Genomic DNA, 15,041 nt, shown 5'->3' with positions numbered 1-15,041 from the left:
ACCACGACACGCGGGCGCGCCGAGCGCCCGCACGACTGCGAGGGGGCACGGGTGGCTGTTTCCGGGCGCATCGACCGGGGCGCGGTGGCCGGGCTGGCCGACGAGCGGCTGGACTGGCGGTTCAAGTCGGTCCCGCACGGCTTGTTCGGGCTGACCGTGCGGGAGGCGCTGGCGCGGCGCCCGGGGCTGTTCCGCGACGGGTTCACCGGTCCGGTGGTGGCGTTGGACAACGGCGCCGTCGAGCACAACCTGGCGACGATGGCGGCGTGGTGCGCCGAGCGCGGGCTCGCGCTCGCCCCGCACGGCAAGACGACGATGGCGCCCGCGCTGTTCACCCGCCAGCTCGACCACGGCGCGTGGGGCATCACCGCGGCCACGGTCGGGCAGCTGCGGGTGTACCGGGCGTTCGGCGTGAGCCGGGTGCTCTTCGCCAACGAGCTGCTCGACCCGGGCGGCCTGGCCTGGTTGGCCGGGGAGCTGGCGGCGGACGAGGAGTTCGAGTTCACCTGCTGGGTGGACTCGGTGCGCGGGGTCGAGCTGATGACCGAGGCGCTCACCGCGGTGGCGCCGTTAGCGCGGCCGGTGCGGGTGCTCGTCGAGGTCGGCGTCGCCGGTGGGCGGACCGGGGTCCGCGACCAGTCCACGGCGCGGGCGGTGGCCGACGCGGTCGTGGCGAGCCCGGTGCTGGCGCTGGCGGGTGTCGGCGGGTACGAGGGTCCCGCCGGGCCGGACGCCAGCGACGGGAGCATCGCCGCGGTGGACGCGTACCTGGCGCGGCTGCGCGAGACCGTCGCGATGCTGCGCGGCAAGTTCGAGACCGACCAGGTGCTCGTCACCGCCGGGGGCAGCGCGTTCTTCGACCGGGTCGCCGACGCGCTCACCGCGCCGTGGCCAGCCGGGTTGCCGGTGCTGCCGGTGTTGCGCAGCGGCGCCTACATCACCCACGACGACGGCTTCTACCGCGACATCTCCCCGCTCGGCGCGCACCCGCGGGTGTCGTCGGTGCCGCAGCTGCGGTCGGCGCTGCGGGCGTGGGCGCAGGTGGTGTCGCGGCCGGAGCCGGACCTGGCGCTGCTGGCGGTGGGCAAGCGGGACGTGCCCTACGACATCGATCTCCCGGAGCCGCAGGTGCTGCGGACCCCGACGGGCACGCACGGGCTGCACGACGCCAGGGTGACCGCGCTCAACGACCAGCACGCGTACCTCGCCGTCGGCTCGCACACCAGGATCGCGGTCGGCGACTGGGTCGGTCTCGGCCTGTCGCACCCGTGCACGGTGTTCGACAAGTGGCAACTGGTGCCGCTCACCGGGACCGACGGGGAGACGGTCGTCGACCTTGTCCGTACCTTCTTCTGACATGACCGAACCGGAGACCCTGTTCCGAGGGCCAACAGTCGTAGACGGCACCGGCTCCCCCGGCTACCGGGCCGACGTGCTCGTCGCCGCGGGCCGGGTGGTCGCCATCGACCCGGCAGGCGGGTTGGCCGGGCGCGGCCGGGTGGTCGAGGCGGCCGGGTTGGTGCTGGCGCCCGGGTTCATCGACATGCACTCGCACTCGGACCTGCGGCTGCTGGCCGAGCCCGACCACGTCGCCAAGGTCTCGCAGGGGGTGACCCTGGAGGTCCTCGGGCAGGACGGGCTGTCCTACGCGCCGGTCGACGACACCACGCTGGGGCTGCTGCGCGCGCAGCTGGCCGGGTGGAACGGCGACCCGCCCGGGTTCGACTGGAACTGGCGCGACGTCGGCTGCTACCTGGGCAGGCTGGACAAGGGGATCGCGGTCAACGCCGCGTACCTGGTGCCGCACGGCACGGTGCGGATGCTGGTCATGGGCTGGGCCGACCGGCCCGCGACGCCCGCGGAGCTGGCGCGGATGCGCGAGGTGGTGGCCGCCGGGCTGCGCGAGGGCGCGGTCGGGCTCTCCGCCGGGCTGACCTACGCGCCCGGCATGTACGCCGACACCGCGGAGCTGGACGCGCTGTGCGAGGTGGTCGCCGCGCACGACGGGTACTTCAGCCCGCACCACCGCAGCTACGGCGCGGGCGCGCTGGCGGCGTACCGGGAGATGGTCGAGCTGAGCCTGCGCACCGGCTGCCCGCTGCACCTGGCGCACGCGACGATGAACTTCCCGGAGAACGAGGGCAAGGCGGGCGACCTGCTGGCCCTGCTCGACGAGGCCGCCGCGCGCGGTGCCGACATCACCCTCGACAGCTACCCGTACCTGGCGGGCGCGACCTACCTCTCCGCGCTGCTGCCGAGCTGGGCGGCGGAGGGCGGGGTGGACGCGACGCTGGCCCGCCTGTCCGATGTGGACACCCGGGAGCGGATCAGGGCGGACCTGGAGGTGGCCGGGTCCGACGGCTGCCACGGCGTCCCGGTGGACTGGACCACCATCGAGGTCAACGGGGTGCGGCTCGAGGCCAACCGGCACCTGGTCGGCCGCTCGGTCGCCGAGTCGGCCGCCGCGGCCGGGGTGGCGCCGTTCACGCTGTTCGCCGACACGCTGCTGGCCGAGCGGCTGGGCACCTCGTGCCTGATGCACGTGGGCCACGAGGCCAACGTGCGGGCGATCATGGCCCACCCCGGGCACACCGGCGGCAGCGACGGCCTGCTGGTCGGCGACCGGCCGCACCCGAGGGCCTGGGGCACCTTCCCGCGCTACCTGGGCCACTACGTGCGCGAGCAGGGCGTGCTGGGGTTGGAGGAGTGCGTGGCGCACCTGACCGGGCGGGCCGCGCGCAGGCTCCGGCTGACCGACCGCGGCGTGGTGCGCGTGGGCAGCGCCGCAGACCTGGTGCTGTTCGACCCGACCACGGTCGGCGACACCGCGACCTACACCGAGCCCCGGCAGCGGGCGACCGGCATCGAGCACGTGCTGGTCAACGGCGTGCCGGTGCTCACCGACGGCGAGCCGACCGGCGCGCTGCCCGGCCACTCCATCCGACGGACAGGTGCCCGATCATGACCAGCCCCGACCAGACCGCCTACATCGGCACGCTCGACGGCGACGGGGTGGTGGTGGCCACCGTGCGCGACGGGGCCCTCACCGTCACCGGCGCGCTGCCCGAGGTCCGCGAGCCCTCCGCGCTGGCCTTCTCGGCGGACCGGTCCACCCTGTACGCGGTGTCCGAGCTGCCAGACGGCGTGGTGACCGCCGTGGACATCTCCGACCCGCAGCGGCCCGTGGTGCTGACATCGCAGCCCTCCGGCGGCGCGGGGCCGACGCACCTCGAGGTGTTCGGCAAGCACCTGGTGACCGCGCACTACAGCGACGGCGTCGTGGCCAGCCACCCGATCGGCAGCGACGGGTCGCTCGGCCCGCTGGGGTCCGCGCTGCTGCTGGAGACCCCGGGCAGCGCCGCCTCGCCGCACGCGCACCAGGTGGTGCCGGACCCGAGCGGGCGGTGGCTGCTGGCGACGGCGCTGGGGCTCGACGCGGTGTTCGTGCTGCGCTTCGACCAGGCGACCGGCGCGCTCGCCGAGCACTCCCGGATGGACCTGCCCGCCGGGACCGGGCCGCGGCACCTGGTGTTCCACCCGGACGGCACGCGGGTGTTCGTGCTCGGGGAGCTGCGCCCGACGGTCACCGCCGCGGCGTGGGACGCCACTGCGGGGACGCTGGAGCGCGGGGACTCCGCGCACGTCACCGGGCCGGGCGCGCCGGACCCGACCTACCCCGCGGAGATCATCAGCGACGGTGCCGGGCGGTTCCTCTACGCGACCACGCGCGGTGAGGACGCGGTCGGGGTTTTGCGGATCGGCCCCGGTGCGCCACAATTGGTCCAGACCTCCCCGGCGGGCGGTGCCTGGCCGAGGCACTGCGCGCTCGGACCGGGCGGGACCTGGCTCTACGTGGCCACCCAACGCCCCGGCTCGGTGGTCTGGCTGCCGAGAGACCCGGCGACCGGACTGCTGGGCCCGGTCGCGGGTGAGGTCACGGTGCGTGGTGCCTGCTGGGTCGCGTTCGCCTAGTCGAGCGGTGCTTGTGTGACCGCGATGGCGGCCCTACCATCCACTGCGTTGCTGCCAGTGAAACAAAGGTTGCACATAGCGCAACCTTGAGGTGGAAGGGACGCTGCTGCCGATGTCCGGCTTCGAGACGCTGCTCCCCCAGCCGGTTTCGGCCCGGCGGGAACCCGGGGTGCTCGCGGTCGAGTCCACCGCGGCACTGCTCGACCCCTCCACAGTGGCGCTCGACCCGGTCGCCGTGCCACTCGCCGGGGGATACCGACTTTCCATAACGTCCACGGGCGTAGACGCCGTCGCGCACGACGCGGCGGGTGCCTTCCACGCCACGCAGACCCTGCGGCAACTGCTCGGCCCGGACGCGTTCCGCGCCGCCGACATCCACCGTGGTCCGTGGGAGCTGCCCTGCGGGGTGATCACCGACCACCCCCGGTTCGGCTGGCGCGGCGTGCTGCTGGACGTGGCGCGGCACTTCATGCCCAAGGCCGGGGTGCTGCGGTTCATCGACCTGCTGGCCGCGCACAAGCTCAACGTGCTGCACCTGCACCTGACCGACGACCAGGGCTGGCGGGTGGAGGTCCCCGGCTACCCCAGGCTGACCGAGGTCGGCGCGTGGCGGGCCGGGTCCTGGGTCGGCAGGCAGCCCGACGGCGACCCGACGCACGACAACCGCCCGCACGGCGGCTTCTACACGACCGACGACCTGCGCGAGATCGTCGCCTACGCCGCCGCGCGGCACATCACCGTGGTGCCCGAGATCGACGTCCCCGGGCACAGCCAGGCCGCGATCGCCGCCTACCCCGAACTCGGGGTGACCAAGGACGAGGTGCCGGTCTGGCACGCCTGGGGCGTCAGCGAGTACGTGCTCGACCCGGCCGAGTCCACGGTGGACTTCTTCCGCGCCGTGCTCGACCACGTGATGGCCGTCTTCGACTCCCCGGTGATCTGCCTTGGCGGCGACGAGGTGCCGACCACGCAGTGGCACGCCAGCACCGCGGTCAAGGCCAGGGTCGCCGAGCTCGGCCTGGACTCCCCCGACGACCTGCACGCCTGGTTCATCCGCACGCTGGCCGCGCACCTGGCCGCGAACGGGCGACGCGTGCTGGGCTGGGACGAGATCCTCGACGCCGGTGACCTGCCGGAAGGCGCGATCGTGGCCTCCTGGCGGGGTGAGGCAGCGGGTGTGCGGGCGGCGGTGTCGGGGCACGATGTGGTCATGTGCCCGGAGCAGCGGGTCTACCTCGACCACCGGCAGTCCGACGACCCGGACGAGCCGACCCCGGTGGGCTTCGTGCGCACCCTCACCGACGTCCGGGCCTACGAGCCGGTCCCGGCCGAGCTGCCCGAGGCCGCGCACCAGCGGGTGCTCGGCGCCCAGGCGCAGCTGTGGTCCGAGCACTTCGACAACCCGCGCCGCGTCGATTACGCTGCCTTCCCCCGCCTCGCGGCGTTCGCGGAGGTGGTCTGGAGCCCACGTGGACCCGTGGACCCCGAGGAGTTCGTCGACCGGGTGGCCACCCACCACCTGCCCCGCCTCGACGCCCTGGGCGTGGAGTACCGGCCACTGGCCGGACCCCGGCCGTGGCACCGCAGACCGGGCGCGCCCGGCTGGCCCCGCGCGGACCGGTGACCGCCGCCGCGCCGCCCCCACCGGCACCCGGCTCCCCCAGTCGCACCAGGACGGACCGCAGCACCGACCACCCCGGCACCACCCAGCAGAGCACCACCCAGCAGAGCACGTCGAGACCCCGAGGGGAGCACGCCGAGACCGTCGACCCGCACCCGCCCGGAAAAGGCGCCGACCACCAGCGCGACCGCGATCGCACAACCGCGCGCGCGGCCACCACCGGTGGTCGGGGAATGCATTCCGGCCCGGCGAACACGCCGGACCGGAATCGTTGTTCAGCGTTCAAGCCGGGCGTGCACGGAATCATCCGACGATTGCGGCGACACCAGGGTCGCAACGAACTTGTAACGGTCGCCGCGGTATACCGACCGAACCCATTCCACCGGGTGGCCGTCGGTGTCGAACGAATGCCGCGACAGCAGCAGCATGAGCGCGCCCGCCTCATTCCCGAGCAGCGCGGCCTCGGCCGGGGTGGCCAGCGCGGTCTCGATCGTCTCCTCCGCGTGCCCCAGCTCCACGCCGTAGTGCTGGTAGAGCACGCCGTAAAGCGAGCCGTCGCCGACGTAGCGGTCCAGGCCGGGGAAGCGCGGCAGCGGCAGCCTCGAGGTCTCGATGGCCATCGGCTCGCCGTCGGCCCGGCGCAGCCTGCGCAACCGCAGCACGTCGTCGCCGGAGCGGATGCCCAGCAGGGCGGCGAGCTCCGGGTCGGCGGCCCCGATCCGGGCGTCGAGCAGCGACGACGTCGGTCTGCGCCCGTGCGAGCGCATGTCCTCGGTGTAGGAGGACAGCTGCAGCCGCTGGGTCAGCTTGCCCTCCCCGGCGAAGGTCCCGCTGCCGTGCACCCTGGTCAGCCTGCCCTCGGCGGTCAGCTCGGCCAGCGCCTTGCGCACGGTCGTGCGGGAGACGCCGAACTCGCTGGCCAGGGCGCGTTCACCGGGCAGCGAACCGCCCGGCGAGACCGCGCGCAGCAGCTCGGCCAGGCGCTCCTTGAGCTCCCAGTGCTTCGGTGTTCGAGGCGATTTCTTCCCGTTTTCCACGGCATCGCCGGGCAGGTTCTCACCCATGTTGTTCCTCGCTCGCCCGTGCGTCGGCGACCCGTGTCGGGGTGGACATCTGATGTCACGTTTAAGCATTTATCTTGACAAGCCGGAGAAGCTCGGACCACTCTAATCGCAATGGTCTAAACCACTCAAGTCCTTCGCTCCTCTCGTGCCGGGGGGAGCAGCGTCCGGAAGGAATGCATCACCGTGAGAAGTTGGTCGAAGGCAATGGTCGGGGGGTTCGCGGTCGCACTCGCGGTCGCGGGGTGTGCCGGGTCCGGTTCCGGCAACGACACGGGCGGGCAGACGAGCGCGCCCTCGGGTCCGCGCACGCTGACCGTGTGGCTCATGAACGGGTCGGCTCCCACCGTGCTGACCGACGGGCTGCACAAGGAGTTCCAGGACTCGCACAAGGACGTCACCGTCAAGTACGAGATCCAGCAGTGGAACGGCATCCAGGACAAGCTGACCACCGCCCTGGCCAGCAACGACGCGCCTGACGTGATCGAGATCGGCAACACCCAGGCGCCCAAGTTCGCCAGCGAGAACGTGCTCGAGGACCTCACCGCCAACGTCGGTGACTTCAACGGCGCCAACTGGCTCAGCGCCCTCAAGGAGTCCGGCTCCTGGGACGGCAAGCAGTACGCCATCCCGTTCTACGCCGCCAACCGCGAGGTGCTCTACCGCAAGGACCTCTTCGAGCAGGCGGGCATCACCGCGCCGCCCACCTCCCGCGAGGAGTGGCTGGCCGCGATCGGCAAGCTGAAGACCAAGTTCGGCAGCGACCCGGACTTCCAGGCGCTCTACCTGCCTGGCCAGAACTGGTACACCCTGCTGTCGTTCATCTGGGACGAGGGCGGCGACATCGCCAAGAAGGACGGCACCAAGTTCACCGCCACGCTCGACAGCCCGGAGGCCAAGGCGGCGCTGGACTTCTACAAGAAGCTGGTCGAGGAGTCGGGCACCAAGGCGCCCAAGGACGCCGACGAGCAGACCCCGGAGCAGGCGGGCATCTACGGCGGCGGCAAGGTCGCGATGTTCATCGGTCTGCCGTGGGAGGTCGGGACCGCGGCCAAGTCGGACCCGTCCATCAAGGACAAGACCTCGGCGTTCCCGATCCCGTCGAAGACCGCAGGCAAGACCGCGCCGGTCTTCCAGGGCGGCTCGAACCTGGCCATCCCGGCCAACAGCAAGGACAAGGACCTCGCCCGCGACTACCTGAAGCTGATCGCCAGCGACAAGTACCAGGGTGAGTTCGCCAAGGTCGGCATGATCCCCGGCACCTCCAAGGACGTCAGCGCCCTGGAGGCCGACCCGGTCAACGCCGCGATGGCCAAGGCGTCGGTCAACGGCCGGGCCGTCCCGGCCACCCCGGGCTGGGCGACCATCGAGGCCGGGCAGAACCCGATCAAGGACCTGCTCACCGCGTTCCTGACCGGTGCCAAGCCGGTCGACCAGGCGACCAAGGACGCCAACGAAACGCTGAACAAGGCGTTCTCCGGCTAGCGGGACACGATGACCTCAACCGTGGACACCGCGCGGTCGGCGGGGACTCCCCCGCCGGCCGCGCGGCCCGGCGCGCGGCGCCGGGCCCGTCGCCCCCTGTCCGAGACAGCCCTCCCCTACCTGATGCTCGCACCCGCTGTGGTGGTCATGCTGGCGCTGCTGGCCTGGCCCGCGCTGCAGGTGCTGGCGATCAGCTTCCGCAAGCTCGACCTCGGCGAGCTCGTCCGCGGCGAGATCAAGTGGGTCGGGTTCGACAACTACACCTCGATCCTGACCGACCCGGAGTTCTGGGTCATCGGGCTGCGCACGCTCCTGTTCACCATCACCGTCGTCCTCGCCACGCTGCTGCTGGGCCTGGGCATCGCGGTGCTGATGCGGCACCTGAGCGGCTGGGTGCGCGGCGTGCTGCAGGTCTGCCTGGTGCTGGCCTGGGCCACGCCGATCATCGCCACCACCACGGTCTTCCAGTGGATCTTCGACCAGCAGTACGGGATCCTGAACAAGACCCTGGTGCTGATCGGGTTCGACTCGTTCAAGGGCTACTCCTGGTTCACCAGCGGCACCTCCACGCTGGCGGTGATCGGCCTGCTCGTGATCTGGCAGGCGGTGCCGTTCATCGCCTTCACCCTCTACGCCGGGCTGGTCAACACCCCGAGCGACCTCTACGAGGCCGCCGCGATCGACGGCGCCTCCGGGTGGTCGGCGTTCCGCGCGGTGAGCTGGCCCTCGGTGCGGCCGCTGCTGACCCTGGTCACCTTCCTGTCGGTGCTGTGGGACTTCAAGGTCTTCACCCAGGTCTGGGCCATCCGCCAGGGCGGTCCGGACGGGGAGAGCACGACGCTGCCGGTGCTGCTCTACCTCAGGGGCATCGCGGCGAGCCACTTCGGCGTGTCCGCCGCGGTCGCGGTGCTGATGCTGGTGGTCCTGGTCGCGGTGACCTGGCGGTACATGCGACTGCTGGTCCGCTCACCGGAAACGGAGCTGTAGAGCCATGCTGCACAAGTCGCCCGCCCAGCGCGTGGCACTCGCGGTGTTCGGCCTGGTGCTGGCCGGGTTCTTCCTGTTCCCGACCTACTGGATGTTCACCACCGCGCTCAAGACCCCGGCGCAGATCCTCTCGCCCGCCTACGACCTGGTCCCGTTGTCGGCGACGCTGAAGAACTTCGTCAACGCCATCACCAAGCCGGGCTTCACGACGTTCCTCACCAACAGCCTCACCGTCACCCTCGGCGCGGTCGCCTTCGCCCTGGTGGCCGGGCTGCTGGCCGCGGTCCCGCTGGCGCGGCTGCGCTTCCGCGGCCGCAAGGGCTTCATCATGCTGGTGCTGGTGGCGCAGCTCGCGCCGCTGGAGGCGCTGTTCGTGCCGATGTACCTGATCATGCGCGACGCCGACCTGCTGAACTCGCTGTGGGGCCTGCTGCTGGTCTACGTGGCCTTCACGCTGCCGTTCACGGTGTGGACGCTGCGCGGCTTCGTCAAGGGCATCCCGATCGAGCTCGAAGAGGCCGCGATGGTCGACGGCTGCGGGCGGTGGGGCGTGTTCACCCGCGTCACGCTGCCGCTGCTGGGTCCCGGTCTGGTGGCCACCTCGGTGTTCAGCTTCATCACCGCGTGGAACGAGTTCCTCTACGCGCTGGTGTTCATGCGCGAGAAGGACAAGCAGACGCTGCCGGTGTGGCTCTCGTCGTTCAAGACCGCGTTCGGCACCGACTGGGGCGGCATCATGGCCGCCTCGGTGATCTACGCGATCCCCGCGCTGATCTTCTTCTTGCTGGTGCAGCGCAAGCTGGTCTCCGGCTCGACCGCCGGGGCGGTGAAGGGCTGATGGCGCGGTCGGGGCTGCACGCGCTCGCCGAGGCGGTACTGCTCCCGGGGTTCGCCGGGACGAGCGCGCCGGACTGGGTCCGCGAGCGGATCGCGGGCGGTCTCGGCGGCGTGGTGCTGTTCGGTCGCAACATCGTCGACGACGCGCAGGTCGCGGCGCTCACCGCGCAACTGCGCGGCGAGCGCGACGACGTGGTCATCGGCATCGATGAGGAAGGTGGCGACGTCACCAGGCTCGACGCCGCCACCGGATCCACGCTGCCCGGCCCGCTGGCGCTCGGCGCGGCAGGCGACCTCGGCCTCACCGCCGAGGTCGGCACCGCGCTCGGCACCCGGCTCGCGGCCTGCGGGGTCACGCTCGACCTCGCGCCGTGCGCGGACCTCACGCTGACCCTGGACGACCCGATCATCGGGGTGCGCGCCTTCGGCGCCGACCCCTACGCGGCGGCCGCGCACGTGGCCGCCTACGTGCGCGGCATGCAGAGCGCCGGTGTCGCCGCCTGCGCCAAGCACTTCCCCGGGCACGGGGCGTCCACATCGGACTCGCACTTCACGTTGCCGGTGCTGCCGCGCACCCCGCAGGAGCTCGACGCGGTGGAGCTCGTGCCGTTCCGGGCGGCCATCGCCGCCGGGGTGCGCTCGGTGATGACCGGGCACCTGGTGGTGCCGCAGTGGGGGTCCGAGCCCGCCACGGTCAACCCGACGGCGATCCTGGACGTGCTGCGCGGTCAACTCGGCTTCACCGGGGCGGTGGTCACCGACGCGCTGGAGATGGGCGCGGTGGCCGGGCACCTGGGCAACGCCGCCGGGCTCGCGGACGCCGCTGTGCGGTCGCTGCGGGCCGGTGCGGACGCGCTGTGCATCGGCGGTGAGATCGCCGACGCGGACGCGGTGGCGGCCATCGTGGAGCGCATCGTGGCCGAGGTGCACGCGGGCACGCTGACCGAGGAGCGCCTCGCGCAGGCCGCCGAGCGCACCCGGTCGCTCGGGGTGCCGCCGAGCGGCGGGGTCACCACGCACGACGGTGTCCCCCGGCGCGACGACGGCGCGCTGGGCATGGCCGTGGCGCGCAAGGCGCTGCGGACCAGCCACCTGCCCGCGCTCTCGGCCGAGCCGCTGGTGGTGGACGTGGAGGTCGAACCGACCATCGCCGCGGGACCCGTCCCGTGGGGTCTTGGTCCACACCTGGTCGAACTGCTCCCCGGCACGAGGGCCCTGCGGGTGACCGCGGCGGAGCCGGGCGAGCTGTTCGAACTGGCGCACGGCAGGGAGGTCGTCGTGACCACCCGTGACGCCCACCGCCACCCGGCGGTGCTGGCGCTGGTCGCCGAGCTGCTGAAGACGGCGACGGCGGTCGTGCACGTGGAAACCGGCACGTCAGGGCCCGATCTGGGCACCCTGGGCCGGATCGACACCTTCGGCGGCTCGCGCTCGAGCCTGCGCGCCGCGGCGGAGGTGATCAGCGGTTCGGCGGTGTCCGGTCAGACCAGGCACACCAACCCCACCGGCCTCGCCGACCGGTGACCGCGCGTGGTCGCACGCGCACCCAGACGGTCCGTTCGACTGGCGCCATTGCTCCATTCGAGTGAGACTATTGGTCTAGACCTTGTCCCGAATAATTGGTCTGGACCACGGTAGACAGTGTTATCCCTGCTCCCTCCCGAGGTGAACAATTGTCCAGGATCAGATGGCACCTGACCGCGGCGGCCATCGCCGCGGCCGCCGTCACGTTCGGCATCGTGGCCGCGCCAGCCAGTGGCGCCGCCTCGCCCACCGCCGAGTTCCAGAAGACGCAGGACTGGGGCTCCGGTTGGACGGGCAAGGTCACCGTGCGCAACGGTGGCAGCTCCGCGCTGAGCAGCTGGGCGGTCGAGTTCGACCTCCCCGCGGGCACCAGCATCCCGTCGGCGTGGGACGCCGCGCTGACCAAGACGGGTAACCACTACAAGTTCACGAACCTGTCCTGGAACGGCAGCGTCCCGGCTGGCGGTACGGCCTCGTTCGGCTTCAACGGCTCGGGCCCCGGCTCGCCGAGCAACTGCACGCTCAACGGTCAGGCGTGTGGCGGTGGCACGAACCCCACCAGCACCACCACCACGACGACTACGACCACCACGAAGCCGACCTCGTCGACGACGACCACCACGTCGTCCTCGACGACCACGACGACCTCCTCGTCGACCACCACGACCACCACCACGGGCAACCCGCCCCCCGGTGACAAGCTCGTGGGTTACTTCATCCAGTGGGGCGTCTACGGGCGCAACTTCCACGTGAAGAACGTCGACACCAGCGGTTCCGCGGCGAAGCTGACGCACATCAACTACGCGTTCGGCAACGTCCAGAACGGCCAGTGCACCATCGGTGACGCCTACGCCGACTACGACAAGGCGTACACCGCGGCCGACAGCGTCGACGGTGTCGCCGACAACTGGGACCAGCCGCTGCGGGGCAACTTCAACCAGCTGCGCAAGCTGAAGAAGAAGTACCCGAACCTGAAGGTCCTCTGGTCCTTCGGTGGCTGGACCTGGTCCGGTGGCTTCGGCCAGGCGTCGAAGAACCCGGCCGCGTTCGCGGACTCCTGCTACAAGCTCGTCGAGGACCCCCGCTGGGCCGATGTGTTCGACGGCATCGACATCGACTGGGAGTACCCGAACGCCTGTGGCCTGACCTGCGACACCAGCGGTCCGGACTCCTTCAAGGCGGTCACCCAGGCGCTGCGCAACAAGTTCGGCGCCAACAACCTCATCACCGCGGCCACCTCGGCCGACGGTGCTGACGGCGGCAAGCTCGACGTCGCGGACTACGCGGGCGCGGTCCAGTACCTGGACTGGGTCATGCCGATGACCTACGACTTCTTCGGTGCGTGGGACGCCAAGGGCCCGACCAACCCGCACTCGCCGCTGACCGCGTACCCCGGTATCCCGAAGGACAAGTGGACCACCGAGGGCGCGATCAACAAGTTCAAGTCCAAGGGCATCCCGGCGAGCAAGATCCTGCTGGGTGTCGGCTTCTACGGCCGCGGCTGGACCGGCGTCACGCAGGCCACCCCGGGTGGCACCGCGACCGCCGCCGCTCCGGGCACCTACGAGGCCGGTTTCGAGGACTACAAGGTCCTCAAGACCAAGTGCCCCGCGACCGGCACCATCGGTGGCACGGCCTACGCGTTCTGCGGTGGCAACTGGTGGGGTTACGACACCCCCGCCACTGTCGCGGGCAAGCGCAACTGGGGCAAGGCGCAGGGTCTCGGTGGCTCCTTCTTCTGGGAGCTCTCCGGCGACACCTCCAACGGTGAGCTGATCACCGCGCTGCGCGGCTAGATCTCCGGCTGGGACGGGCCGGATGTGGGCGGCTGCTCGGGTCAACCCCGGGCAGCCGCTCAGCCCGTTTCCCCGGGGGTTCTCCCCGGCGGACCCCAGGTCCGCCGCAAGGCTTGTTTATCCACACTCGGCGCGCTGCCCACGACGGCAGCGCTCACGCGGAGGTGCCACGTGGACGTGGACGACGGGGACGCGGGACTGGAACTGGTCCACCTGCTGCGCCGGATCACCGGCAGGCTCGACCTGATGGCGGCGGAGTTCGCCGCGGCCAACGGGTTGCACCCCACCGACCTGCGCGCGCTCATCCACCTGCTGGACGCGCGGCGCGAGGAGCTCGCGGCGACGCCCGGCTGGCTCAGCGGGAAGCTGGCGCTGAACTCGGCGTCGGTCACCGCGCTCGTGGACCGGCTGGTCCGCGCCGGGTACGTGCGGCGCACCAGGGACAACCGGGACCGCAGACGGGTCCTGCTGACCGTCGGCGACGACGCGGTCCGCCTCGGCTGGTCGTTCTACGGTGGCATCATCACCGACATGGTCGACGCGATGCGAGAGTTCGACGGCGCGGAACTGGGCGTGGCCCGCCGGTTCCTGGAACGCATGCACGACGTGGTGCGCGCCGACAAGCCCACCAACCCGGTGGTCCGCCTGGTCCCCCTGGACGAGGCCACCACCGAGCGCCTGCTCACGGTAGCCGTGCACGAGGCCCGCCCCATCGACGTCATGCCGGTCCCCGAGGGCTCCGACACCTGGACCCCGGCCACCGAGAACGCCTTCCGCGAGTTCCACCGCTCCCACTTCCACGGCGCCAACGGCACCGTGATGTACGCGGTCGAATCCGAGGGCAGCCTCTCCGGCATGATCCGCCTGGCCCGCGTCTCCCAGGACGAGGCCGAGACCGGCATGTGGCTCGGCCGCTCCGCCCGCGGCAAGGGCATCGGAACAGCGGCGTTGCGGGCTTTGGTCGCGGAGGCCGCGGCCGCTGGTGTGCGGACGATAGTGGCTGACACCACGACGGGGAACGCAGCCGCCCTAGGCGCTCTGAGGACCTGTGGTGCGACGCTGATCCACCGGGGCGATGACGTCCGCGCGGAGCTGCCCATCGGCTGAACCCAGGCTTCTCTAGTCGCGTCCTCAGCATGGCTGAGGGCGCGATTTTCTTTACCTACCTCCCCCACCCTCGGCCAACAACGCCCGCCGACGATGTTGGCCGCTCACCGCTCCACGAAGGCGCTGGTGCCAACTGCTCGATGGGGTGGACTTGGCTTTGTGTGTGTGCGGTGCCCGTAGCGTCGGTAGCGGACAGGGCCATGCTTTTCGGCCCCTGCTTCGCGGTCCTGCCACGGGTGTCGTAGAGGCCCCTTGTGGACAACCCCACAACCCAGCCCACCACAAACCCCGGAAAACGGAAAAGCCCCCAGCACGATGTGCTGGGGGCTTCCCGAATGATTGTCCGGCGGCGTCCTACTCTCCCACACCCTCACGAGTGCAGTACCATCGGCGCAGGTGGGCTTAGCTTCCGGGTTCGGAATGGGACCGGGCGTTTCCCCACCGCTATGACCGCCGAAACACTATGAAACAATCACAACCTCGACCCACACCAGGCGCCCAGACATATACTGGTCGACCCCAGGTGTGGAGTGGTTGGTGTCTCAGACACCGTACAGTGGATGCGTAGCTTCTTTGTTGTAAGCCCTCGGCCTATTAGTACCGGTCGACTCCACCCCTCACGAGGCTTCCATCTCCAGCCTATCAACCCAG

At 71.2% G+C, this 15,041-nt stretch carries 11 protein-coding genes and 1 rRNA gene; 10 read left to right on the top strand and 2 right to left on the bottom strand.

Translation table 11 applies throughout. The features are described from left to right. Positions 1 to 51: 51 nt before the first annotated feature. The 4 genes from LV79_RS33275 (at position 52) to LV79_RS33260 (ending at position 5,596) form a co-directional block, all read left to right on the top strand. Positions 52 to 1,356 carry an alanine racemase gene (locus tag LV79_RS33275; protein WP_253842307.1) on the top strand — a complete coding sequence of 435 codons (1,305 nt, stop codon included), beginning with the start codon at positions 52 to 54 and terminating at the stop codon, positions 1,354 to 1,356. 1 nt (position 1,357) lies between these two features. Continuing rightward, positions 1,358 to 2,965 carry an N-acyl-D-amino-acid deacylase family protein gene (locus tag LV79_RS33270; RefSeq protein WP_253842306.1) on the top strand — a complete coding sequence of 536 codons (1,608 nt, stop codon included), beginning with the start codon at positions 1,358 to 1,360 and terminating at the stop codon, positions 2,963 to 2,965. After that, a complete protein-coding gene (locus LV79_RS33265) occupies positions 2,962 to 3,972 on the top strand; it encodes a lactonase family protein (protein ID WP_253842305.1) in 1,011 nt (336 codons plus the stop codon). The genes LV79_RS33270 and LV79_RS33265 overlap by 4 nt, the downstream gene beginning before the upstream one ends. 112 nt (positions 3,973 to 4,084) lie before the next feature. After that, the gene (locus LV79_RS33260) at positions 4,085 to 5,596 is read left to right on the top strand and encodes a beta-N-acetylhexosaminidase (protein ID WP_253842304.1); all 1,512 of its coding nucleotides are present in this window, start codon (positions 4,085 to 4,087) and stop codon (positions 5,594 to 5,596) included. A 272-nt stretch (positions 5,597 to 5,868) separates the two neighbouring features. Here the strand turns inward: LV79_RS33260 and LV79_RS33255 are convergent, their stop codons facing one another. Next, positions 5,869 to 6,657, bottom strand: coding sequence for a GntR family transcriptional regulator (locus LV79_RS33255; protein WP_253842303.1), 789 nt, complete (start codon positions 6,655 to 6,657; stop codon positions 5,869 to 5,871). A gap of 183 nt (positions 6,658 to 6,840) precedes the next feature. On the opposite strand from LV79_RS33255, the gene LV79_RS33250 reads away from it, so the two are divergent. From LV79_RS33250 to LV79_RS33225, 6 genes are all read left to right on the top strand, one after another. Next, on the top strand, positions 6,841 to 8,139 hold the full coding sequence (locus LV79_RS33250; protein WP_372495525.1) for a sugar ABC transporter substrate-binding protein: 1,299 nt from the start codon (positions 6,841 to 6,843) through the stop codon (positions 8,137 to 8,139). Positions 8,140 to 8,148: 9 nt separating this feature from the next. Next, positions 8,149 to 9,126, top strand: a complete 978-nt coding sequence (locus LV79_RS33245) for a carbohydrate ABC transporter permease (RefSeq protein ID WP_253842302.1) — start codon at positions 8,149 to 8,151, stop codon at positions 9,124 to 9,126. 4 nt (positions 9,127 to 9,130) lie between these two features. Further along, positions 9,131 to 9,964, top strand: coding sequence for a carbohydrate ABC transporter permease (locus tag LV79_RS33240; RefSeq protein ID WP_253842301.1), 834 nt, complete (start codon positions 9,131 to 9,133; stop codon positions 9,962 to 9,964). Further along, positions 9,964 to 11,487, top strand: coding sequence for a glycoside hydrolase family 3 protein (locus LV79_RS33235; RefSeq protein ID WP_253842300.1), 1,524 nt, complete (start codon positions 9,964 to 9,966; stop codon positions 11,485 to 11,487). The genes LV79_RS33240 and LV79_RS33235 overlap by 1 nt, the downstream gene beginning before the upstream one ends. A 149-nt stretch (positions 11,488 to 11,636) precedes the next feature. Beyond that, on the top strand, positions 11,637 to 13,283 hold the full coding sequence (locus LV79_RS33230; protein WP_253842299.1) for a glycosyl hydrolase family 18 protein: 1,647 nt from the start codon (positions 11,637 to 11,639) through the stop codon (positions 13,281 to 13,283). 171 nt (positions 13,284 to 13,454) lie between these two features. Beyond that, positions 13,455 to 14,390 (top strand): GNAT family N-acetyltransferase, encoded by a 936-nt coding sequence (locus tag LV79_RS33225; RefSeq protein WP_253842298.1) that lies wholly within the window; start codon positions 13,455 to 13,457, stop codon positions 14,388 to 14,390. Between the two features lie 341 nt (positions 14,391 to 14,731). Here LV79_RS33225 and rrf read toward each other — a convergent pair. Further along, positions 14,732 to 14,848: ribosomal RNA gene (gene rrf / locus LV79_RS33220) — 5S ribosomal RNA — on the bottom strand. Positions 14,849 to 15,041 lie beyond the last annotated feature (193 nt).

It is taken from the genome of Actinokineospora globicatena, assembly GCF_024171945.1.
Taxonomy (GTDB): domain Bacteria; phylum Actinomycetota; class Actinomycetes; order Mycobacteriales; family Pseudonocardiaceae; genus Actinokineospora; species Actinokineospora globicatena.
The sequence above is the reverse complement of the archived record's forward strand: the minus strand, read 5'-3'. Positions and strand labels throughout refer to the sequence as shown.

Coding starts and splice junctions, on each gene's coding strand:
- LV79_RS33240 (WP_253842301.1), top strand. CDS start 9,131: ATGCTGCACAAGTCGCCCGCCCAGCGCGTGGCACTCGCGGTGTTCGGC.
- LV79_RS33245 (WP_253842302.1), top strand. CDS start 8,149: ATGACCTCAACCGTGGACACCGCGCGGTCGGCGGGGACTCCCCCGCCG.
- LV79_RS33255 (WP_253842303.1), bottom strand. CDS start 6,657: ATGGGTGAGAACCTGCCCGGCGATGCCGTGGAAAACGGGAAGAAATCG.
- LV79_RS33235 (WP_253842300.1), top strand. CDS start 9,964: ATGGCGCGGTCGGGGCTGCACGCGCTCGCCGAGGCGGTACTGCTCCCG.
- LV79_RS33270 (WP_253842306.1), top strand. CDS start 1,358: ATGACCGAACCGGAGACCCTGTTCCGAGGGCCAACAGTCGTAGACGGC.
- LV79_RS33260 (WP_253842304.1), top strand. CDS start 4,085: ATGTCCGGCTTCGAGACGCTGCTCCCCCAGCCGGTTTCGGCCCGGCGG.
- LV79_RS33265 (WP_253842305.1), top strand. CDS start 2,962: ATGACCAGCCCCGACCAGACCGCCTACATCGGCACGCTCGACGGCGAC.